The sequence below is a fragment of the Parageobacillus caldoxylosilyticus genome (genome assembly GCF_019272935.1).
In the GTDB taxonomy this organism is placed as follows: Bacteria; Bacillota; Bacilli; order Bacillales; family Anoxybacillaceae; genus Saccharococcus; species Saccharococcus caldoxylosilyticus.
The window spans coordinates 1,088,846-1,109,336 of the sequence record NZ_CP040553.1; the positions used below are offsets into that span (position 1 = coordinate 1,088,846).

At 46.9% G+C, this 20,491-nt stretch carries 23 protein-coding genes and 1 riboswitch; of the genes, 8 read left to right on the plus strand and 15 right to left on the minus strand.

Annotated features, from left to right (window positions below; translation table 11 throughout):
* Genes BV455_RS05515 through BV455_RS05525 form a run of 3 tightly spaced genes read left to right on the plus strand, consistent with a single transcriptional unit; the run spans position 1 to position 3,586 of the window.
* Positions 1-1,068 carry a YheC/YheD family endospore coat-associated protein gene (locus tag BV455_RS05515; RefSeq protein WP_081160627.1) on the plus strand — a complete coding sequence of 356 codons (1,068 nt, stop codon included), beginning with the start codon at positions 1-3 and terminating at the stop codon, positions 1,066-1,068.
* Positions 1,065-2,414, plus strand: coding sequence for a YheC/YheD family endospore coat-associated protein (locus BV455_RS05520; protein WP_061580285.1), 1,350 nt, complete (start codon positions 1,065-1,067; stop codon positions 2,412-2,414). Before BV455_RS05515 ends, BV455_RS05520 begins: the two co-directional genes overlap by 4 nt.
* On the plus strand, positions 2,411-3,586 hold the full coding sequence (locus tag BV455_RS05525) for a YheC/YheD family endospore coat-associated protein (protein ID WP_061580286.1): 1,176 nt from the start codon (positions 2,411-2,413) through the stop codon (positions 3,584-3,586). The genes BV455_RS05520 and BV455_RS05525 overlap by 4 nt, the downstream gene beginning before the upstream one ends.
* Here the strand turns inward: BV455_RS05525 and BV455_RS05530 are convergent.
* Positions 3,543-3,947, minus strand: coding sequence for a hypothetical protein (locus BV455_RS05530; RefSeq protein ID WP_061580287.1), 405 nt, complete (start codon positions 3,945-3,947; stop codon positions 3,543-3,545). The two genes, BV455_RS05525 and BV455_RS05530, sit on opposite strands and share 44 nt — an antisense overlap.
* A 104-nt stretch (positions 3,948-4,051) precedes the next feature.
* Here BV455_RS05530 and BV455_RS05535 point away from each other — a divergent pair, with 104 nt between their 5' ends.
* The 3 genes from BV455_RS05535 (at position 4,052) to BV455_RS05545 (ending at position 6,656) form a co-directional block, all read left to right on the plus strand.
* Positions 4,052-4,237 (plus strand): hypothetical protein, encoded by a 186-nt coding sequence (locus BV455_RS05535; RefSeq protein WP_026078511.1) that lies wholly within the window; start codon positions 4,052-4,054, stop codon positions 4,235-4,237.
* Positions 4,238-4,328: 91 nt separating this feature from the next.
* Positions 4,329-5,231, plus strand: coding sequence for a helix-turn-helix domain-containing protein (locus BV455_RS05540; RefSeq protein ID WP_081160624.1), 903 nt, complete (start codon positions 4,329-4,331; stop codon positions 5,229-5,231).
* Between the two features lie 312 nt (positions 5,232-5,543).
* A complete protein-coding gene (locus BV455_RS05545) occupies positions 5,544-6,656 on the plus strand; it encodes an ABC transporter ATP-binding protein (RefSeq protein ID WP_017435821.1) in 1,113 nt (370 codons plus the stop codon).
* Between the two features lie 62 nt (positions 6,657-6,718).
* Here BV455_RS05545 and BV455_RS05550 read toward each other — a convergent pair whose 3' ends face one another.
* A complete protein-coding gene (locus tag BV455_RS05550) occupies positions 6,719-6,961 on the minus strand; it encodes a hypothetical protein (RefSeq protein ID WP_042410705.1) in 243 nt (80 codons plus the stop codon).
* Positions 6,962-7,203: 242 nt separating this feature from the next.
* On the opposite strand from BV455_RS05550, the gene BV455_RS05555 reads away from it, so the two are divergent.
* Positions 7,204-7,416, plus strand: coding sequence for an alpha/beta-type small acid-soluble spore protein (locus BV455_RS05555; RefSeq protein ID WP_017435819.1), 213 nt, complete (start codon positions 7,204-7,206; stop codon positions 7,414-7,416).
* A gap of 58 nt (positions 7,417-7,474) precedes the next feature.
* Here the strand turns inward: BV455_RS05555 and BV455_RS05560 are convergent, their stop codons facing one another.
* The 13 genes from BV455_RS05560 to tenA form a co-directional block, all read right to left on the minus strand.
* Positions 7,475-8,209, minus strand: a complete 735-nt coding sequence (locus BV455_RS05560; protein ID WP_061580290.1) for an amino acid ABC transporter ATP-binding protein — start codon at positions 8,207-8,209, stop codon at positions 7,475-7,477.
* Between the two features lie 19 nt (positions 8,210-8,228).
* On the minus strand, positions 8,229-8,930 hold the full coding sequence (locus tag BV455_RS05565) for an amino acid ABC transporter permease (protein WP_026078510.1): 702 nt from the start codon (positions 8,928-8,930) through the stop codon (positions 8,229-8,231).
* Positions 8,917-9,729: an amino acid ABC transporter substrate-binding protein gene (locus BV455_RS05570; protein WP_017435816.1), complete on the minus strand. Its 813-nt coding sequence runs from the start codon at positions 9,727-9,729 to the stop codon at positions 8,917-8,919. Before BV455_RS05570 ends, BV455_RS05565 begins: the two co-directional genes overlap by 14 nt.
* 133 nt (positions 9,730-9,862) lie before the next feature.
* Positions 9,863-11,128, minus strand: coding sequence for a hemolysin family protein (locus tag BV455_RS05575; protein WP_026078509.1), 1,266 nt, complete (start codon positions 11,126-11,128; stop codon positions 9,863-9,865).
* Positions 11,129-11,541: 413 nt separating this feature from the next.
* Entirely contained in the window at positions 11,542-12,567 is a 1,026-nt protein-coding gene (locus tag BV455_RS05580) for a thiazole biosynthesis adenylyltransferase ThiF (RefSeq protein WP_042410700.1), read from the minus strand.
* Positions 12,564-13,331, minus strand: a complete 768-nt coding sequence (locus BV455_RS05585; protein WP_042410698.1) for a thiazole synthase — start codon at positions 13,329-13,331, stop codon at positions 12,564-12,566. The genes BV455_RS05580 and BV455_RS05585 overlap by 4 nt, the downstream gene beginning before the upstream one ends.
* A 1-nt stretch (position 13,332) precedes the next feature.
* A complete protein-coding gene (gene thiS, locus BV455_RS05590) occupies positions 13,333-13,536 on the minus strand; it encodes a sulfur carrier protein ThiS (RefSeq protein ID WP_017435812.1) in 204 nt (67 codons plus the stop codon).
* Positions 13,533-14,666, minus strand: coding sequence for a glycine oxidase ThiO (gene thiO, locus BV455_RS05595; RefSeq protein ID WP_042410732.1), 1,134 nt, complete (start codon positions 14,664-14,666; stop codon positions 13,533-13,535). Before thiO ends, thiS begins: the two co-directional genes overlap by 4 nt.
* Before the next feature lie 26 nt (positions 14,667-14,692).
* Entirely contained in the window at positions 14,693-15,298 is a 606-nt protein-coding gene (gene tenI / locus BV455_RS05600; protein WP_042410697.1) for a thiazole tautomerase TenI, read from the minus strand.
* A 16-nt stretch (positions 15,299-15,314) separates the two neighbouring features.
* On the minus strand, positions 15,315-16,097 hold the full coding sequence (locus BV455_RS05605) for an energy-coupling factor transporter transmembrane component T family protein (protein ID WP_218687838.1): 783 nt from the start codon (positions 16,095-16,097) through the stop codon (positions 15,315-15,317).
* A gap of 12 nt (positions 16,098-16,109) precedes the next feature.
* Positions 16,110-17,561 carry an ABC transporter ATP-binding protein gene (locus BV455_RS05610; protein WP_218688016.1) on the minus strand — a complete coding sequence of 484 codons (1,452 nt, stop codon included), beginning with the start codon at positions 17,559-17,561 and terminating at the stop codon, positions 16,110-16,112.
* 19 nt (positions 17,562-17,580) lie between these two features.
* On the minus strand, positions 17,581-18,171 hold the full coding sequence (locus BV455_RS05615; protein WP_017435807.1) for an ECF transporter S component: 591 nt from the start codon (positions 18,169-18,171) through the stop codon (positions 17,581-17,583).
* The gene (gene tenA, locus BV455_RS05620; protein ID WP_042410694.1) at positions 18,155-18,853 is read right to left on the minus strand and encodes a thiaminase II; all 699 of its coding nucleotides are present in this window, start codon (positions 18,851-18,853) and stop codon (positions 18,155-18,157) included. Before tenA ends, BV455_RS05615 begins: the two co-directional genes overlap by 17 nt.
* 109 nt (positions 18,854-18,962) lie before the next feature.
* Positions 18,963-19,070, minus strand: a riboswitch (TPP riboswitch).
* 207 nt (positions 19,071-19,277) lie between these two features.
* On the opposite strand from tenA, the gene BV455_RS05625 reads away from it, so the two are divergent.
* Complete coding sequence (locus tag BV455_RS05625) at positions 19,278-20,462, plus strand: class I SAM-dependent rRNA methyltransferase (protein ID WP_061580294.1); 1,185 nt, start codon at positions 19,278-19,280, stop codon at positions 20,460-20,462.
* The last annotated feature ends 29 nt before the right edge of the window (positions 20,463-20,491 follow it).

Consider the following 20,491-nt stretch of genomic DNA (forward strand, 5'->3'; position numbering starts at 1 on the left):
TTGATTTCTCTTGGATTTATCACGATTGAGGAACAACAGGAAATGGAATACTGTACAGAAATCGCGAAACGTGCCGGCCGTTACGGCATTGCTGTCTACCGCTTTACCCCGCTTGATATCGATCCGCTAACGGAAAAAGTTCATGGCCGCGCTTTTGATGAAAAAAGGCAAGCATGGACGAAAAGCACGTTTGATATTCCATCGTTTTTATACGACCGCTGTTTTTACCGTTCCGATATCCGTTCGAAAAAATGCAAACCAATCATGCAATGGCTGAAACGCCGGCCGGACCTTGTCTTTTTAGGATACGGATTTCCAGGTAAATGGGACGTATATGAGAAAATGATCGAGCATCCGCTGCTGTCCCCGTATGTGCCGAAAACCGCCCGTTTGCAGTCGTCCGCCGACATTTTGCGCATGATTCGCCGCGAGCAAGCGGTCATTTGCAAACCGGAGCACGGAGCGGGCGGCCGCGGCATTTATGTCATCCAAAAAGCAGAAAGGAAGCTTCATATTCGCGATGCATCTGGGCAGACCACCGCTTTGGTCGGACAAAAAAGCGAACTGGAGCAATGGATCTCTACATTATTGCAACAACATTCCTACTTGATCCAGCCGTTTTTGCCGTTGCAGACAAAAGAAAACGAACCGTTTGACGTCCGCTTCCTGTTCCAAAAAGATGGAACCGGCAAATGGATAGAGCGATGCCGCGCCGTGCGGGTCGGGCACCCGGGAATGTTTATCGCCAACGTCCGCGCCGGTGCCGACGTTCGTGATTTTTCCGGGTGGATCCGTTCCTTTCCTTCTTCACAGCGCATTTTGATTATCGATGGCATCGAAACCATTATTCGCGCCCTCCCGTCCTACATGGATGAACAATTCGGCCCTCTCTTCGAATTAGGGATTGATATTGGTATTACAAAAGAAGGCGGTGTATGGATCATCGATGTCAATTCCAAGCCAGGAAGAAAGATCGTGGCCGCGCTTCATCCTGACAAAAAGGACGACGTATACGAAGCGCCGCTGCAATATTGTTTGTTTCTCGCCAACGAGGTGAATATCTTATGACCTATTCATTAATGATTCAGGAAAAAGAAGAAAATACGATCTATCTTCCATCAACCGTTTCTCTCTCCGGGCAGACGATGGCGGCATTTGGAAGCGTCTCTACCCCTTGCCGTTTTGTTTCCTCTCCTCTTTTAGACCAACAGATTATCGTGACAAAAGACGTAGCACGACGCTTGTACATTCCGTTTGCCGCGGACGTCCATCTCGTTCTCGATAACGATACCGTTCATCTCGGTCCGCTCGTTGGCATTTTTACCGCCGGATTTACGAAATCACCGCTTCGTCCTGTCGGGAAGCGCAGCTTCTTCTTTGCGAAATTGCTCTCCCAGGAGAAGAAAGTCGGCGGATTTGCTTTTCTATTTGGTGCCCATCATATCCACTGGGAAACCGGAACGGTAACCGGCTATTTTTATACAGAAAGCGGTTGGGTGCAGCGGGAAGTGCCACTGCCAACCGTTATTTACAACCGCCTGCCAAACCGCCGCATTGAAAACAGCGAAACATTCCAAACGATTAAAGAAACGCTAAAAAACCAATATGGCATTCCTTGGTTTAATGAAAACTTTTTCAATAAATGGGAAGTATACTGCCTGTTAAAGGAGCATCCGCACTCCCGGCCCTATCTTCCCGATACTTCGCTTCATCCTACCGCAGAAACTGTTCAACGTTTTTTAGACCATTATGGCGAAGCATATTTAAAACCGGCCAACGGCAGCCTTGGTTTTGGCATTTACCATCTTGTAAAGAAAAATGGCCGATACGAATGCCGATTTCGCGACGAACATGGATACAACCGGATGCGCATCTTTCCGACATTATCTTCGCTATGGCAACACCTATTTTCGCATCAAAAATTGGACCATTATATTATCCAGCAAGGGATTCAGCTCATTGAAGTCAACGGCAGAAAGGTCGATTTTCGCATCCATACGAATAAAAATGAACAAGGCGTTTGGCAAGTGAGTGCGGTCGCGGCAAAAATCGCCGGAAAGCGAAGCGTAACCACCCACATGAACAACGGCGGCATTGTTAAAACAATGGAAGAAATTTTTCCTGACGCCTCCGTCCGTCAGCGCATTCTCAAGCGGCTTCATGACGCTGCTCTCACGCTAAGCCGCGGCCTGGAAGAGCAGATGGGCATCGCGATCGGCGAAATTGGCTTTGACATCGGCCTTGATCAAAAGCAGCATATTTGGATGTTTGAGGCCAATTCCAAACCGGGAAGATCGATTTTTAAACATCCAAAGCTAAAGCAGGATGATGAACGGACCGCGATGCTTTCCCTTGCTTATGCCGTCTATTTAAGCAAAAAAATCATTGCCGAACCAGAGGCGTTATTGCAATGACCATTATTTATTACAATCAAGATAGAGGCGCATGGTTTCATCAAGATCGCAGCCGCGCCTACTCGTTTGGTTGCAATGGGCTACTGCCGTTTTCTGACGATACGCCATCGTTTTCCCTTCCTGTAAAAGAGAAAAACGGAAAAATCGGGCCGCTCGTCGGCATCATGGTTAGTGAATCATCTATTCCGGCCCTGCTCAACAGGAAAAAGCGCTATATCGAACTCATCGCCCATTGCCTGCAAGAAGCCGGGGGGATCGGCGTCGTTTGTCCGGTCAGCGCGATCGGTGAGCATGCCATTCGCGGATATGTATTCGTTCCAGCGCTGGATCGATGGGTGCCCGTTACCGCCCCGCTTCCTGATGTTTTTTATAACCGAATCAAAAGCCGGCGGGAAGAAAAATCAACGGTATTCCAACAGACCGTTGCTCGTTTTGAAAACCTCCGCATCCCTTTTTTTAACCGCACTTTTTTTACAAAATGGGAAATATATGAGACGCTCGTGAAAAATGAACGGCTGCGGGCCCATTTGCCGCATACGGTGCCAGTGCAGCACATCGACGATATACGAAACATGTTGAAAACGTACGGAAGCGTCTATATGAAGCCAAACGACGGGGCAAAAGGAAAAGGGATTTTCCGCCTTACCGTTTCTCTGTTACCGAATACAATCCTTTACGAGCACATCAACGGCAAAAAAACGCTCGCCTCCCTTGACGAACTGGCCCCGCTTTTGGCGGCGACACGCTACATTGCCCAGCAAGCAATCGACGCCGATACATGGAATGGACAACGCTATGATTTGCGCGTTCTCGTTCATTATAAACATGGCCGCTACATCATCAGCGGCATCGGCGTCCGGTTGGCACAAACGCAGCAGCTGACGACCCACGTCTTAAACGGCGGAACCATTTTGCCATATTCCGAAGTAAGGGAGCGCGTCGATGAAAAAGAGCTGCACAGCCTCCTTGACGCCTGCGGAAAAGAAATAAGCGACCGTTTTGGCTTTGTCGGCGAGTTTTCCGCCGATATCGGCGTCGGCAAAGACGGCACATTGTACGTATATGAGCTCAACGCCAAGCCGATGATTTTTGACGAACCGGATATTCAGCAGAACGGTGCAAAACAACTTATTTCTCTATTTGCGGAGCTAGCTGGGTTTGCACCATCGTAAAAAATAAGCGGCTGTATTGCATCGCTTGCTGCAAAACTTGATCCGCCGCCTTTTGCGCGGCTCCTGACAAACCTTTTCTTGCCTTTCGACATAACATTGCTTTTTTCAATTCCTGCAAGCAAAGCCTGTGCAGCAGTTCAGAAGAAAAAGCATGCACCGCCTCTTCCCTGTCGCTTTCTGCATATGTCCCGGCAAGCAAATAATGAATGTATTGCCAAAGTTGATATTGACGCTTGGCATCTTCTAAATATCGTATGAATTGCTGCTGCCACGTTTCCTCCTCCACTGTTTCCATGAGCCGTTCTGCCAGCTGGGCGGATGTGGAGGTAATGTGCAACAGTTGTTTCACCATGCGTATCATTGCCTTTCCCTCCTTGCTTGTCCTACTGTTTGCCATATATATGACGAGCGCGGATATTCTATGCCTTTTTCATACAAACTAAAAAACAAGGAGGGAACATCATGATGGAACGAAACGAACGGTCGCTCCAAGATTCTCAATATGAGGGCCGCGACGAATACTATATGGACATCGATCGAATGATTAATGAAGGTATGGCGGGCGGCTATGTCCACGGCCGTGAAGACGCCGTCAATATCGAAGAGGCGCGCGACTTAGTCAAAGAAGAACCGCCTCATGAAACAACATAATCATGCAAAAAACCGATTTTCCTTGCGACAAGGAAAATCGGTTTTTTGTATTATAATGAAATTAACATGAAGAAAGAAAGGAAACGTACCGATGCTTGAACGGCTAAAATCTTATTACAAAGATGCAATCGTCATTAACGAACAGGTCGCTGACGCCGCTAGATATGAATGGTTTTATACAAAAGAGGGAGATAAAATCGGCATCGATAAACACCGCCTATCCAAACAGGAGAAACAGTTATTGTCGATCTTTCTCACCCCGATTCTTGACGCGGATCGTACGATGAGCGAAGAAGAGCAGGCATGGCAGCGATGGATCATGCACGAAGATGCAACGATGCTGCAGCATCTCTTCTCCCTGCCTCCATATTGCCGTTTTATTCACTTTATAACAAAAAGATCGGTTGCAAATAAAGACGACTTTTACGATGCCGTGAGCGGATTGTTCCCTGACCCGATTACAATCGTTTGGGAGCATGAACATCGCGGCGTCATTATTGAGAAAAAGCAAAAGCAAGCGGCAGAACCTTTGCCATTTGCTGATATTATCGATACGCTGGCAACCGATTTTTACGCTACCATTCATTTATTTATCGGACAAATCCATCCGTACGATGATCAGCTTTACGAGTCATTCCGCTATGAAAAACGTTGCTTCGAGTTAGCCCAGACATATATGCCGAAACAGACGGTCTATCAAATGGAAGATGTGATTCCGCTTTTGCTGATTCATGGCCATCCCGAACTGGAAACGGTCAAAAAGGCCTTTCCTTTTCTCAAAACATTGGACGATGAATGGCTGCGGATCATGCAAACATTTCTGCAATGCAATCTTAACGTTTCCATGGCAGCGAAAAAATTATATATGCACCGCAACAGCCTGCAATACCGCATTGATAAATTTATTGAAAAAACAGGAATCGATATTAAACATTTTAAAGGGGCGGTAGCCGTTTATTTGGCAATATTGTTGCAGCAATATACGGATCAATAAACGCTGCTGAGTCCAATGGAAGCCAAGCACGTTTAAAATGTAACGGAATGCCTCCCTTTTTATTTTTTTACTAAGAAAAAAAAGCAAACGTTGTTCGGCCGCTTAACAACCAAAAAAGTGGATGCTCTATTTTTTCTTACTAGAAGCAGAATCTTCAGGTGAAACTGATATCGTTTTCCTATCGTCTTTGCCGTTTGGCATCTTGCCAAAAATGACGGCTCTTTTTTGTGCAAATTGTCCATTTACGAATCTTCCTATTTTTCTGTATGCTTGAAGCAGTTGAAACCGATTTCATGATGGAGGTGCGTGACAATGGCAGAACTTCGTTTAGAGCACATTTATAAAATTTACGATAACAACGTCACAGCGGTAAAAGATTTCAACTTGCATATTCAAGACAAAGAATTCATCGTTTTTGTCGGTCCGTCCGGCTGCGGAAAATCGACAACATTGCGGATGATTGCCGGTCTTGAGGAAATTTCAAAAGGCGACTTGTATATCGACGGCAAGCGGATGAACGATGTTCCGCCAAAAGACCGCGATATTGCGATGGTATTTCAAAACTATGCGCTTTATCCGCATATGAGCGTCTATGATAACATGGCATTCGGCTTGAAATTACGCAAATTCCCGAAAGCGGAAATCGAACGACGCGTCCGTGAAGCAGCGCGCATTCTTGGACTGGAACAATATCTGGACCGCAAGCCAAAAGCTCTTTCCGGTGGTCAGCGTCAACGCGTCGCGCTAGGCCGCGCCATCGTCCGTGACGCCAAAGTATTTTTAATGGACGAGCCGCTTTCCAACTTGGATGCCAAACTGCGCGTACAAATGCGTTCCGAAATTGCAAAATTGCATCAACGTTTGGAAACGACAACGATTTACGTCACCCACGACCAAACGGAAGCAATGACGATGGCAACACGGCTAGTAGTGATGAAAGACGGGGTTATTCAACAAGTCGGCACGCCAAGAGAAGTATATGAAAAACCGGAAAATATTTTCGTCGGCGGCTTTATCGGCTCCCCAGCGATGAACTTTATTAAAGGAACGCTGCAGGACGGCAAGTTTGTTGTCGGCAATATTAGACTCGATGTTCCGGAAGGAAAAATGAAAGCGCTTCGCGATCAAGGCTACGTCGGCAAGGAAGTCATCTTAGGCATTCGTCCGGAGGATATCCATGATGAACCACTCTTCCTTGAATCATCGCCAAATACGAAAATTACCGCCCACGTTGAGGTAGCCGAGCTGCTTGGTGCAGAATCGATGATTTATTCCAATATTAATGGACAAGAATTTGTCGCGCGCATCGACGCCCGCACGGAAATCAAGCCAGGCCACCAATTAGACCTTGCCTTAGATATGAACAAAGCGCACTTTTTCGATATCGAAACGGAAAAACGAATCCGTCCTGCTAATGAAAAATAACGATATGGTTCCCCCTTATTTTCAGATAAACGTTATACAGGCTCTAGCGATGATGCTAGAGCCTATTCTTTAATAAACCGCACTTCTTCCTGCCTGCAGTATGGACAGTAAAACAGATGCACACATTCATGGTTGGCTAATGTGTGCGGATAGCCATCCACTAATTTCATCATATTGATATCCATATAAGGACTATAGTCATCAAAATAATCGGTTACCTTTCCTTGATCCTGCATCGGCTGTTGACAATGGTTGCAATATACCGTCACCTTACGTAATCCGTTGCATAGCGGGCAAATGTTCATGCTGTTTCCTCCTAAACACAATCCCTTATTTTACATATTCCCTGATTTCGGCAACGGTAAAACGTTAAAAATTTCCATAAAAAATCGGTGAATAATGAACACAAAACGTCTCAAACTATTAGTGCAAGCAACCAATAACCCGTTGGGTTCAGCCAAGCTTGGCAGCATGCTTTATAGCATGCGTTGCTGGTGCAATTCCAGCTAACCCAGCCAACAAAACTCAAACAAGGAGATGATGACACATGGCACGTAACAACAATTCTAACCAATTGTTAGTTGCTGGTGCGCAACAAGCAATCGACCAAATGAAGTATGAAATCGCTCAAGAATTTGGTGTAAATCTTGGTCCTGACACCACTTCTCGCGCTAACGGTTCTGTTGGCGGCGAAATTACAAAACGTCTTGTCGCCATGGCCCAACAACAACTTGGCGGTCAATTCGGCGCTCGCCAATAACAACTTCATATACATGGCTAAAGCCCCAGGCGCCTTGCCTGGGGCTTCATTTGTCTTGTTACTCGATGAGTTGTAAAAATTGTTTTGTGCGTTCATGTTTTGGTGAAACGAGCAGCTGTTCTGGAGCTCCTCTTTCTACGATGATTCCTCCATCCATAAAAACCACTTCATCGGCTGCTTCTTTCGCAAACCTCATTTCATGAGTGACGACGATCATTGTCATCCCTTCATTTGCTAAACTTTTCATGACTTTCAGTACTTCACCGACAAGCTCTGGATCCAATGCTGATGTCGGTTCATCAAACAGCATGACTTCCGGTTCCATAGCAAGCGCCCGCGCAATCCCGACACGCTGCTGCTGCCCTCCAGACAGCTGAAATGGATAATGGTGCGCTTTATCTTCAAGTCCCACTTTAGCTAATAATTCCATCGCTTTTTCCCGCGCATGTTCTTTCTTTTCCCGTTTAACCGTAACAGGTCCTTCCATGACATTTTCAAGCGCAGTCATATGTGGAAACAAATTATAGCTTTGGAACACCATTCCTGTTAACCGACGAAATTCATGAATCTCACGCTTCGTCACAGGCTTCGAAAAATCAAGCTGCCTATTTGCTATCGAAATTTTCCCTTTCGTCGGCGTTTCAAGCACATTTAAACAACGCAAAAACGTCGTCTTTCCCGACCCCGATGGACCGATAATAACCACTACTTTTCCTTTTTCCACTGTGATATCGATCCCTTTTAATACTTCTATGTCACCAAATTGCTTATATAAACCTTGAACAGAAATCATCATGATATCTCCTTATCGGTTATCTTGCAATATAACGATTTAAGCGCTCTTCGATTCGGTTTTGCACGATTGATAATAGAAAGCAAATCACCCAATAAATAACTGCCGCTTCTGTGTATAATAATAAAAATTCATAGTTCGTCGAGGCGATTTCTTGTGCTTTCCGAAACATCTCCGAAACAAGAATAAGCGATGCAAGCGACGTGTCTTTGACTAAGCTAATGAATGTATTGGACAGCGGTGGAATCGAAACCCGCGCTGCCTGTGGGAATATTACCCGGCGCAGTGCCTGCCACGACGTCATTCCTAACGAATATGCCGCTTCCCATTGACCTTTCGGAATGGATAAAATTGCAGCACGGATAATCTCTGAAGCATATGCACCGACGTTTAAGGAAAAGCCAATAACGGCGGCAGGAAATGAAGGGATTGTAATGCCGATGTTCGGCAGTCCGTAAAAGATAATAAACAACTGAACAAGAAGTGGTGTCCCGCGGATGGCGGATACATATATTCTAGCGATCATTTCTAATACTTTCATTCCAGAGATACGCGCCAAAGCTGTAGCAATTGCTAATACCAGTCCAATGGAAAACGTAATAATCGTCAGCGGAATCGTATAATACAAAGCTCCCTTCACCAACGGGAGAAGGGAACTTTGTGCAATGGATACCAATCTGCTTACTCTTTCAGGGTCTACCATCACATTACTTAGATACATCTTCACCAAACCATTTCTTAGAAATTTTTGCGTATGTGCCGTCTTTTTTCATATCTTCTAGCGCTTTATTCACAGCTTCTACCAATGTATCGCTGCCTTTGCGGAACATAAACCCGCTTTGAGATGCATCACTGTGCTTCGCCACAATTTTAATTGGCGCGTCCGGTTTTTGTCTTAAATAATCAAGAACCGATAAGTTATCATTAATCGTAACGTCCGCCCTTTTCGAGCTTAACAATTCGATCGCTTGATTAAATCCCTCTACGCCGACAATTTGCGCGCCGTAAGACCGTGCTAAATCGGCAAAATTGCTTGTCATCGATTGTGCCGCTTTTAGCCCTTTTATGTCTTCAAATTTAGATACTTTCTTGTTGTCTTTATGAACGACTAACACCGCCATAGAAGTAATATACGGATCAGAAAAATCATATTTCTGTTGTCGGTCCGGGCGGATTCCGACTTCATTGGCAATCATATCAAACCGTTTCGCATCCAATCCTGCAAACATCGCATCCCACTGTGTTTCCATAAATACTGGTTTAACCCCAAGACGCTTCGCTACTTCTCTTGCCAAATCCACATCGAATCCGGTTAGCTTTCCGCTTTTATCGTGAAAAGTAAACGGCGGGTAGGTGCCCTCTGTTCCAATTCGCAACTCTCCGGATTTTTTCACCTGCGCTAATAAATCGTTTGCTTGCTTATTCGGCTTCTCTTGCGATTGTTGATTGCCGCATGCGGCCAATAACAAAATAGAAGCCGCCATCAAAAAGAACAAACTTCGTAATAAAATTTTTTTCATATATTCCAAACCTCCATCATTCCGATTGGTTTTTAACAACCTATGTTATAATAAAAAAGCCATAGGCAAGTTGTCAAATGGAAAAGAAATGATTTATTCCTCTTCTAGTCAAAAAAAAAGAGCTTTACGCTCCTTATATATTTTCCGCCAACGGTTTGTTTAGCGAAACAAGCACTTTGCGAATTCGACGGTTTTCCACTTGCCGCACCGTAAACGTAAGCGGTCCGTAATGCAGTGTTTCACCAACATTTGGCACGCGTTCAAACATTTCAAATATCCAGCCGCCTAACGTGTGCGACGCGCTTTCCGGCGTATCAATTTTCATCATTTCGCAAAATTCATCAAGCGGCAATTCGGCGTTAAACTCATAGCTGTTCTCATCGATTTGCCGGATACTTTTTACCGCTTCATCATGTTCGTCCCATATTTCGCCAACAATTTGTTCAATAATATCTTCGAGTGTAATTAACCCGGCGGTACCGCCGAACTCATCGACAACAATGGCCATATGCACCTTGCTTTTTTGAAACTCCGGCAGCAAATCGGAAATTTTCATCGATTCCACGACAAACAGCGGCTTGCGTAATAACTTGCGAATGTTGACCTCTTTTTGCTGCACCAGTTCACTAAAAAAGTCGCTTTCCGACAAAATGCCGATAACATTATCAATATCTCCCTCATATACCGGGATGCGGGAGTATTTTTCCTCTAAAAACACATCGCGGATCTCCTCGATCGGCTGGTTTACTTCGACAGCAACCATATCAGACCGTGGCGTAAAAATTTCTTCTACTAAAATTTCATCAAAATCGAGCGAACGATGAATAAGCTCTTTTTCTTTATTGTCAATAATTCCTTCTTCCTCGCTTAAATCAATCATTACTTTAATTTCTTCCTCCGTCACCACGGGAACAACCGCTCCGCTAGTAAACCATTTTGCGACATGTTCCCTTACTGCATGAAACAGCGTCGTGACGGGAGAAAGCAACTTCATCAATACGTAAATAATGCCTGCATAACGAATCGATAACGATTCCGCATGCACTTTCGCAATCGATTTTGGCAAAATTTCACCGAAGACCACGAGAAGCACAGTCATCACGATAATTGCAGCAACTAGACCCGCGCGCTCCCCAAGCATGGTTGTCGCCATATCCACTAAAAAAGCGACCGCCACAATGCCGGTGATTCGATTGGCTACAAGCACAGTCAATAAGACGTGGTCTAAATGCTCCATAATATAATTTACTCGTTTACTGCCACGGTGATTTTCTTCTACATAATTTTTCAGACGAATTTTATTGGCGGACGACAATGCAGTTTCTGCCGAAGAAAAGAAAGCGTTTAACATCATGCAAAGGAAAAACCACCCTAACAACCCTAGAGGCAACTCTCCCAAAGAATCTTCACACTCCTAAAATAAAACAGTTATTATTATCCATTTATATGATTATCATATCAAATTTTTCACCAAATGCCTATCGTCTAAACATATAAGAAATAAAAACTGCAGAGTAACCCCTGCAGTTTTTACGACTCAATCAAGCATGAGCCGATAAAATATACCAGTACCAGCAAAGAAGCAATATTCAAGGTGACGGATAGCTCTTCCATTTTGTCCCCTCCTCATTATTCATCCCCATTATCATCGTAACATAGCACTTTTTCTATGTGGCAGACACTTTATACAACTTTTTGACAATTTTATTACTTAAGTGAGCCTCCCCGCCTAACTGCTTCGAGAATTTTGGTTCAATGTTTTGGCCAATCGCCAAGAGCAAGGCAAAAAGTGGCTTCCCAAAAAAGGGGCCCCTAGCCCAAATAGCGGTAATAAATCGATTTCGCCTCTTGAATATCTTTTGTCCCATGAATCAACGCACGCCCGTCGGAAAAGACGACAAGCCGCTCGTTTCCAAGCGATACGGAAACAAGATATGGATTGACATGCACAGCCAATCCTTGTTTCGCAAACAAGTCGGCCAGCTCTTGCAAATCATAATTTCGTTTGACAGCGGGGCGGATTTGCACCGAATTGCGCCCGCATAGCACCGCTGTTTTTGTTTGCTGCTCATAGGAAAGGAACGGATAGGACGGCTTGGAGCCGCAAGTCGGGCAATCTTCCTTTTTCACCGAATCAATGCGTATCGCCGTATGCTGATTTTTCCATAAATCAAACGACACGAGCTTGTTGCGCAACGCCGCCCAGTCTTCGACTAAAATTTTCAACGCTTCCGTCACTTGATAGCTGACGACCATTTGTACCGCCGGACTGATAATTCCCGCCGTGTCGCACGTCAGGCCGCCCGTCGGCACCGTGTCAAGCAGGCAGTGAAAACATGGCGTTTTGCCGGGAATAAACGCGTAGCTAATGCCATAGCTGCCGACACAGGCACCGTAAATCCAGGGGATGCGATATTTATAGGCGGCGTCGTTGATAAGCATGCGCGTATCAAAGTTATCGGTCGCGTCCATTAAAAGATCAGGCGTTCTTGTAGTAATCAGCTCTTCAAGCTCTTGCGCCGTCACATCGCCGACAATTGCGTCGATTTCGACATCGGAGTTTACTTCCTGAAGCCGCCGCTTAGCAGCAACCGCTTTCGGCAGGCGCTCTTTTGCATCAGCTTCGCTGTATAACTGCTGACGCTGAAGGTTGCTCCATTCAACATAGTCGCGATCGACAATCGTCACTTTACCGACGCCGGCGCGCACCAGCGCCTCGGCACTGCCTGTTCCTAACGCACCGGCGCCAATGATAAGCACATGTTTTTGTCTAATTTTCTTTTGTCCTTCTTCGCCAATTGGCGCAAACAACTCTTGACGAGAATAGCGTTCGTTCAAACAACACTCATTCCTTCCGTTGGACTGCTTGCGGTAGCGTACCGTTTTTTCGGAATTCTGCCCGCCTCATAGCCGAGCCGTCCCGCTTCCACCGCTAATTTCATCGCTTTAGCCATTTTGACTGGATCAGCTGCACCGGAAACAGCCGTATTTAACAACACGCCGTCCGCCCCTAACTCCATCGCCAATGCCGCATCAGCCGGGCTGCCAATTCCGGCATCTACAATCACCGGCACTGTCGCCTGCTCGATAATGAAACTTAAGTTGAGCGGATTGACAATGCCCTGCCCGGAACCGATCGGCGCAGCACCCGGCATTACCGCATGGCAGCCGAGCTCTTGCAGCCGTTTGGCCAGCACAACATCATCGGAAGTATACGGAAGAACGATAAAACCTTCTTCGAGCAACATTTCCGTTGCTTTTAGCGTTTCTACCGGATCTGGCAGCAGCGTTTTCTCGCAGCCGATCACTTCTACTTTAATCATATCACATAATCCCGACGCTTTGGCGAGCCGCGCGATTCGCACCGCTTCTTCCGCCGTTTTCGCTCCCGCGGTGTTTGGCAGCAGTTTGTATTTTGCTAAATCTAAGTTTTCCAAAAAGTTAGGCTGGTTTGGTTCAAAAATGTTCATGCGCCGGACCGCAAACGTCAAAATTTCCGCTCCCGACGCTTCGACCGCTTGTTTCTGTACTTCCAAACTTGGATATTTTCCTGTTCCGAGCAATAATCTCGACTGAAATTCATATGGCCCGATTTTTAACATCTCAACCGCCTCCTACAAAATGAACAATTTCAATTTGATCGCCGTCGCATAAGGTTGTCGTGTCATATTGGCTTTTTTCAATAATGGTTAAATTTACTTCGACAACGGCCAGCTTGTTTTGTAATTGAAAATGCGCAAGCAAATCGCTGACCGTTTTCACCTGCTCGGGAACATGAATCGATTCGCCGTTAATAATAAGCTTCATTCCTTTCCCACCTTTGTCTGATGTCGTGTGAGGGAAAACGGAGCAAGATCGACATCTGTTTCTTTTCCTTCCACTAAATCCGCCAACAATACGCCCGTAATCGGGCTTAACAAAATACCGTTACGGTAATGGCCGGTCGCCACCCAAACGCGCGGGTAATGAGGATGTTCCCCTATGTACGGCAGACCATCGCCCGTTTGCGGCCGGATGCCGCTCCATGCCTTTTCCCATTCTGCCTTTTCCAACTCCGGAAGAAGGCGACATGCGCGTTCGAGCAGACTCCTCATTCCTTGAACCGATACTTTTCGGTCAAACGTATGCGGCGTCGAAGTCGCCCCAATAAGCAGCCGGTTTCCGCGTTTCGGCACGATATAGCAGCCGCTTTTGGCAAATACAGTCGTTTGAAGGAGCGGCGTTTCTGTTTTCACAGAGATGCACTCGCCTTTGACCGGATACATCGAAAGAGAAAGACCTGTTTGTGCAAGAAGCAGAGAAGACCATGCCCCTGAAGCGATGACGACAACGTCCGCGGCAAACGTTCCGCGATTCGTCTCGATTACGTACGAATCGCCTAGCTTTCTTAAATGCATCGCCTCGGTGTACTCATGCCACTTTGCTCCATAGGCCATCGAAGCGTTCGCCAATGCAAGCGCAAAATCGGGAGCGCTTACTTGGCCGTCTTTCGGAATATACATCGCTGCCGCAAGATCGCAGGAAACATGCGGTTCGATTTTCCTCGTCTCATCCGCCGAGAGCCAACGCGGCGGGTAATCCGTCTGCCGCCAAAATTCGTAATGGCGGCGAAGTGCGACAGCTTCTTCTTCGGTCACCGCCACTTTCAGCATCCCTTTTTCGACGAGTCCGATATCGATGCCAGTCAGTTCTTTTAATTCTTCGGCGAGCTCCGGAACGAACGCCCGGCTTTTCAATGCAAGCGGAATCAGAGGACTTTCTTCGAAAAATTCCGACTGCGCCCCAAGCATTCCCGCCGCTGCGCTGGATGCCTGACTTGCTATCCGTTCTTTTTCGAGTACGCCGACACGAAATTGTCGTTTTGCCAGTTGAAATGCAATCGATGCGCCGATAATTCCGCCGCCAACCACCAACACATCGTAATCATGACGTTCCATCAACATCCCTCTCCCCTGTTCATTTACTATGTTTGTTTGACTATATGAGCGAGCTTTTTTGCTTCCGCGACAGGATCTCTCGCCAAAAACACCGCCGACATCACGGCGATCCCATCGGCACCCGCCTGCAGCACTTGCGCTGCATTCCCCGCGTGAATGCCGCCGATTGCAATGACCGGAATATGAACGCCACCTGCAACAATCCGCAATGATTCAACTCCGCGCGGCCGCATCCCCGGCTTGCTTGCGGTCGGAAAAATATGTCCATAGATACAAAAATCTGCGCCGCTTTTCTCTGCTTCCTTCGCCTCGTCAAGCGAATGGACCGAACAGCCGACAGCCAGCGCCGGAAAATGAGGCTTTACTTGGCATACCGATAAGCTGTGGTACGCCAGCTGCACCCCTTTTACGCCAAACACCGCCGCCACATCGACGCGGTCATTGACAATGATTTTCTGCGGCGGCACCCCGCTTTCGATGAGAGCGGCAACGAACGCGGAAACCTCGCGTGCCGTTTTCCTTTTTTCCCGCACATGAATCGCGTCGATATACGGATGGATGCGGGCACAAATAGACGCAAACTGTTCGGCAGACTGTTTTCCCGTAGAAATGAGATGAAGCTGTTTTGTCATTGTGGTCCCTTGCTTTCTAGCGCACATCGGTAACCGGAATATAGGGGTAATGCACGCCGGTGTAATAAGCCGCCGCCGCTACAAAGGCGAATAGAGCGACAAGCGCGATATCGTGTTTGTTAAAGCCGATTTCATAGTAAAACGTCCGCTCTGTGCTGCTGGAAAAGCGCTTTGCTTCCATCGCCACCGCGATGCGCTGGGCACGGCGGATGCTTTGCGACAGGAGCGGAATCGCATAGCGCTTCATTTTTTCTAGCCATCCGTGGCTTGCCGTTCCCCGCACTTTTAACGCATTATGCACGGTCTGAAACTCCTCGAGCATAATCGGAAGCAAGCGCACAGCCGCCAAAAAGCTGTAAGCGTATTTCGGTTTTAACTTTAGCTGCTGCATCAAAGAATAAAACAAACGGACCGGCCTCGTCGTTAAGGAAAACAAAAGCCCAAGGAGCGCGAAGGAAAGGGCGCGGAAGCCAATATGCAGCCCGCGCAAAAAGCTTTCCTTCGTCACATGGATCAGCCCCCAGCGAAACCATGTTGTCTCCCCCTCGCCAAACATCATCATCGACGAAGCGGTCGAAACAAAGATAAGAAGAAATGGCAAAAACAATAGCAGCAAAAACTTCCACGGGTAGCCGGTAGAGAACATAAACAGCAAAAGCAGCGCAAGCGAAAAATTGATTAATACATTTGGATTATGAATAAACAATACAGCCAAAAACAGAAACAGAAGCACGATCAGTTTTAAACTTGGGTTTGTTTGGTGCAGCCATGTTTCCCGATAGCGAATATTCCATTTCATCGTCTGTTCCCCCTACACAAACAGAGCGGCTGCTGTTGACCGCTGCCCGGAAATCGATTCATCCTTGACGAGCCGCCCGTCTTCGATCACCCATCTTCTGGTGGCAAAATGCTTCACAATATTTTCGTCATGGGTGACCATAATGATGGTTGTCCCTTGTCTGCGATACGACTCTAGCAGTTCAAGAAGCGCAAACGTATTTTTCGCATCCTGTCCAAACGTCGGCTCATCAAGAAGAAAAATTTGCTGTCCGCTTACAATCGAAGCGGCGACGCTTAGACGGCGCTTTTGCCCCATGGAAAGCTGATATGGATGCTGATCTTGCTGCTCATAAAGATGGAACTGCCGGAGCAGCCCTTCCACTGTTTCCGTAATCTCTTCTTCTTTCCGTTTTTCCAAGCGAAGCGAATAAGCAAGCTCTTCGCGTACAGAATTGGTGACAAACTGAAATTCCGGATTTTGAAAGACAAAGGCAAGCAAACGGTGCAGCTGTTTCAGCTGCTTGCTGTCTTTGCCGTATAGCTCATACGTTCCATCAGTGCGGATCAGCTTCATGAGCGCATGCAAGAGCGTGCTTTTTCCGGCGCCATTTTTGCCCGTGACAGCAATCCACTCCCCTGCATGTACGGTCGCTTCTTCAACGCGGATTTTCACCTCATTGGAGCGATAGCCTTGAAATTGGCGGAGATATATCCTTTTCTCCCCGCCGCTTTCCGTTTTTTGGCGCTGCCGCTTTGCCATATACTCCTCCCATACGCCCGGATACCAAATACCTTGAGAAGCGATGATGTCTTTATAGTTGGCAAACACCGTTTGTGCCTTGTCATCGGCGATAATTTCCCCGTCATTGTTAAATAAAATGATGCGGTCCACAAAATCGAGCACATAATCGATTTTATGTTCAACAATAATGACCGTTTTCTCTTTAGCGATTCGTTTCACCGTCTGCCAAATCTCTTTTGTTCCTTCCTCATCGATCATCGCCGTCGGCTCATCCAAAAACAGTACATCCGGCTCCAATGCCAACACAGACGCCAGCGCCAGCCGCTGTTTCATTCCTCCCGACAGCGTGTGAATATCGGTATGCGGCTCAATAAACAGCCCGACTTTTTCTAACAGCGTTTTGATTCGCTGATGCATCTCGCTTCTCGGCACACCGATGTTTTCAAGGGCAAAAGCAATTTCCTCATCGGCAAACGGCATACAAAACTGCGTGTCAGGATCTTGAAACACATATCCCCAGTTCGTCGGAAGCCGCAGACGTTCCGCTTTCATCGGCACATCGATCGAATGCGGAATCAATCCCGACAACACTTGCAATAACGTCGATTTGCCGCATCCGGATGGACCGAGCAGCAATACTTTTTCCCCTTCGTAAAACGTGAGCGATAAATCTTTAAACAGGAGCGTATCTTTGCCCGGAAATTTTAAGCGGAGCCGCTCTACAGCAGCGATTGGTTTCATCGCTTCACCGCCACCTTTTTCAGCGATCGAGCGCGTCATAATCTTCTTTCGAAGCCGGGCGCAACATTTGCGTTACCCCTGTTTTCTCTAAGGCTTTTACTAGCGAAACAGCGAAAAAGCCGGAAATGACCACCGCGCCGACAAAGCGGGCAATCAAGAATAATGCCAAATTCCAAGGCGCCAGCGCTTCAATGTATCCTTTGTAAAAATCCATCACCAGCGAGCCGATGGTCGCTCCAATCGCGCCAAGCGACACAACCAACACGTCAAATCTCTTATAACGAAATGCCGCAAACACCACTTCCGCCAACAGCCCTTGAATCACTCCGTAAATAAGTACTTCAAGCCCCCACTCGGATCCCATGATCAATTCACCGGAAGAAGCAGCAATTTCCGCCAACAGCGCAACACCTGGCTTGCGAATGAGCAAATACGCCACTGACGCGGCAATAAACCACATGCCGTAAATCAATTGATCAAGATGAAAGCCAAACACTTTCACAAAGTCGTACACTGGTCCCCAAATTTTATAAATGATGCCGAATATCACTGCAATAACAATCGTTGTCAAAATATCAGCGAGTTTCAATCCTTTAGTTGTTGTGGACATACGCTTGAATCTCCTTTCTTGCCGATGGCCATGTTTCTAAATGATAAGCCATTTCCCAAAATTCGTACTCATACTCACTGCTGATAAGAAAATGCTGCTCCATCCGCTTGCGGTCCGCTTCCGTGACCGCTTCGGCGATCGCGTCCAACCGGGCGATCTGCTCTTCTACTAAACTGCGGAACCAATCGGAGCTATACGTGCCAATCCATTTTTGATAAATCGGCTCATCTGGCTTGCAATCTTTTAATCTTTCGCCAATTTCATAATAGAGCCAGTAGCATGGCAAAATTGCGGCAATGACATCGCCCAAATGCCCTTCATACGCCGCTCTGTACATATGGGACGTGTAGGCGTATGCCGTCGGCGCCGGAATAAAAGCCGCTTTTTCTTCGTCGGTAATGCCAAGCAGTTCAGCAAATGTTTCATGCAAGGACAATTCCGCCTCGCATGTGCTCTGAGCATGATGCGCCAGCCTTGCGGTTGTCGCTAGATCTGGAGACTTCGCCGCTCCAATCGCTTGCACTCTCGCAAAATGGCGTAAATAATAGGCATCCTGCATCACATAATAGCGAAAACGCCTTAGATCAAGCGTCCCTTCTCCCAGTTCTTTTACAAACGGATGATGAAAGCTTGCCTGCCAGATCGGGTCAGCTTTTTTCCTCACTTTTTTTGCAAATGACATCCTCTTCTCCCCCTCTTTTCATAAAAATAAACGCCACTTCCTTTACAAAGGCGTAAAGAAAGTGGCGTTGCATACGAGCCGTCAAAACTACAACAAAATATCGATCCACGACTGCGCTGCTCCACTTCCCTACGCTGGTATTACCCAGATCAGGTTCTAAGGGTCTCAAAGGCACACTTTGATCTCAGCCTTTCTAAAGGCCCCCCTAGTGGATTGCGTCCGTTATGAAATTTTCTCGTTTGAGTTTATCATATCACTCGGTAAATGGTTGTCAACCCTTTTTTCTATTCCACATCATTTCCGTATTCGGTATCTCAAAAAATCATCCTGCCAAATGTCGACAGACGCTGCCTTCATTGCGTCTTTGCCTGCAATTCGGTATCATAAAAACGCAAACGACTACTATCATATTGGAGTGGGTAATGTGGCGAAAGTATTTTTAAAGCGAAACCGGAAAAAACGGCTCGAGCAAGGGCATCCATGGATTTTTCAAAGTGAAGTCGATCATATTGAAGGCGATTTTGCACCGGGAGATTTCGTCGATGTATACAACCATCAGCACTACTTTTTAGCCAAAGGCTATATTAACCCAAAATCGCAAATGATTGTCCGCATATTGACGCAAAATCCCGAAGATGAGTTAAATGAGCAATTTTTCGTTGAGCGAATCCGTCAAGCATGGGCGTACCGCGAACGGATGATTCCCGGCGTCCGCTCATGCCGCGCCATTTACGGGGAAGCCGACTTTTTGCCGGGGCTGATCGTAGATAAATACGAAGACGTGCTTGTCGCGCAAATTCTTTCCCTCGGCATGGAAAAACGGAAAGACTGGATTTTGCGCGGCTTACTGGAAGTGTTTCAGCCGCGGGCGATTTATTTGCGCAATGACGTGTACGTCCGCGAACTCGAAGGATTAGAGCAGGAAAAAGGCTTTTGGTACGGCGAAGCAGAAACGGAAGTGCTCATTGAAGAAAACGGCGTCAAATATATCGTCGATATTGAAAACGGGCAAAAGACCGGGTTTTTCTTCGACCAGCGGCAAAACCGCGCGGCAATTAAACCGCTCATTGACAGCAGCACAACGGTGCTTGACTGCTTTACCCATACGGGTTCATTTATGCTGAACGCCTGCTTATACGGAGCAAAGCACGTCACCGCGGTCGATATTTCCGAACACGCGATTGAAACAGCGAAACGCAATGCGGCCTTAAACGGCTTTACGAACGTCGAATTTGTCGTCGCCAACGCTTTTGACTATTTGCGCGAAGCGGTTCGCGACGGAAAACAATGGGATGTCGTCATCATCGACCCGCCGGCGTTCGCCAAATCCGCGCATGCCGTTCCGAAAGCGCTGCGCGGCTACAAAGACATTAACTTAAACGGCTTAAAGCTTGTCAAAGACGGCGGCTTTTTCGTTACATCGAGCTGCTCGTACCATGTCCGCCCGCATATGTTCGAAGAGATGGTCGCCGAAGCGGCATTTGACGCAAAGAAAATTTTGCGGCGAGTATATTGGAACGGCGCCGGCTACGACCATCCGAAGCTGCTTGCCGCCGATGAAGGCGATTATTTAAAATTTGCGATTTATGAAGTGCGTTCGCGCCGATAATCCATCAGAACAAAAAACGCTTAGGTGGT